The 1,511-nt window shown below is 42.9% G+C and carries 1 protein-coding gene; it reads right to left on the bottom strand.

Features of this window, described 5'->3' with window-relative positions; translation table 11 throughout:
* Window positions 1-120 precede the first annotated feature (120 nt).
* A complete protein-coding gene (locus JI666_RS20850; RefSeq protein ID WP_206895008.1) occupies window positions 121-1,401 on the bottom strand; it encodes an IS110 family RNA-guided transposase in 1,281 nt (426 codons plus the stop codon).
* Between the last annotated feature and the right edge of the window lie 110 nt (window positions 1,402-1,511).

Genomic DNA, 1,511 nt, shown 5'->3' with positions numbered 1-1,511 from the left:
CGTTGAGTCTCATCCTAACGCAGAGGCCGGCGTATGCTCCTGCATGGACTGATCTTACGATCGTCTAAAGTCGTGTATTGGCCGGCTTCTCAGTGTCTGGGCTGTTAAGCTTTTAGTAGCTTATGCTGCTTTCGAAGTAGGTAGGAAAGGCATGTCTCGCATCATCCGTTCGGCATCAAACTTTATTTCATACACGCTAAGTCCGTGACAGATCTGAAGTAGTTTACGACAAAGAATGACAAGAGCTTCTTTTTTCGTTACCGGTTTCTCGCGCTCAACGCTGTAATAATCATAAAGAGTGCGAAAAGCTGGGTTAGCGTGAAGTAAAGGAAACACTGCTTTGTACAACAGAGCTCGAAGTCTTCTGCGTCCTCGTTTAGAGATTCTCTTCTTACCATTCGATTGTCCCGATGAGTTGGTTACTAGTGTAAGTCCCGCGAGTTTTAATAATTGGCGTGGATCTTTGTAACGTTTTAATGAACCTGTTTCAGAAAGGAGCTCTAAAACGGTCGTTTCGCTGATACCAGGAATAGACGTAAGGTATTCAAAGTCTGGTAGTTTACGGGCAAGGACGATAAGTTTCTCAGTTAACGAGCTGATTTGTGATTCATATATGGCCATTTGGTCAAGTAACATCCTAATTTCTAAGCGTGCCATTTCAAGACCGTCTTGAAGTCCTATTGAGTTCTTGGCGATGTGAAGAAGGTTTTCTACTTTCTTCTTTGATAGGTAGCGAACGCCTTTTTCCTGAAGAGTGGTAATCAATTCTTCCTTAGAGAAGATCCGGAGATCTTCTGGAAGTGGAAAGTAATGAAGTATAGCTTTAGCTTGTTGACCGAGCCCTTTAAAAATAATTGAGAACTCAGGGAAGTAAAGATCGATCCAGCGTCGGATGCGGTTTTGAATGGAAGCCACTTGTTCTTTTAAACGGACTCGAAAGGCCGTTCCCCGACGGAGTTCTGAATCAATTTCCGTCATTTCCCTCGGTGAGCTGTAGTACCCTTGAGGGATCATTTTCGCGATCACTCTTGCGTCTTTTTGATCATTCTTACTCTGAAGATTATCGTCTAGCTCTTTCGTTTGTTTGACGTGCAGTGGATTTACAAGGACATATGGAATCCCGCGGTCTGTTAAAAAGGCTGCGAGATTCATCCAGTAATGACCCGTAGGTTCAAACCCGATGATGACCTCTTTTTTATCATGGGTTTCCATCATTTTTAAAACCAATGCATAAAAGCTTTCAAAACCTTGAAGAGATTGATGGATCGCAAAGCTTGTCTTTAATTCTCGTCCACGTTCATCTATGGCACAGCCGTAATGGTTTCGCTTGGCAATATCAATGCCAATAACGAGTGTGGTTTCTGAAATTTGATTAATACGTTGATTTCGATTAAGATGCATGTGAGGATCCTCCTTAGTTATGGGCTATTGGTTAGCACCTGCATCATAACGGAGGGTCCTTTTTTATGCAATAGGCTTCATTCTGTTCTCACAGGAATGCTCCTGCGGGA

Origin of the sequence: Bacillus sp. NTK071 (assembly GCF_017303315.1) — a bacterium.
Taxonomy (GTDB): domain Bacteria; phylum Bacillota; class Bacilli; order Bacillales; family Guptibacillaceae; genus Guptibacillus.
This window is presented reverse-complemented; position numbering and strand designations above follow the sequence as displayed.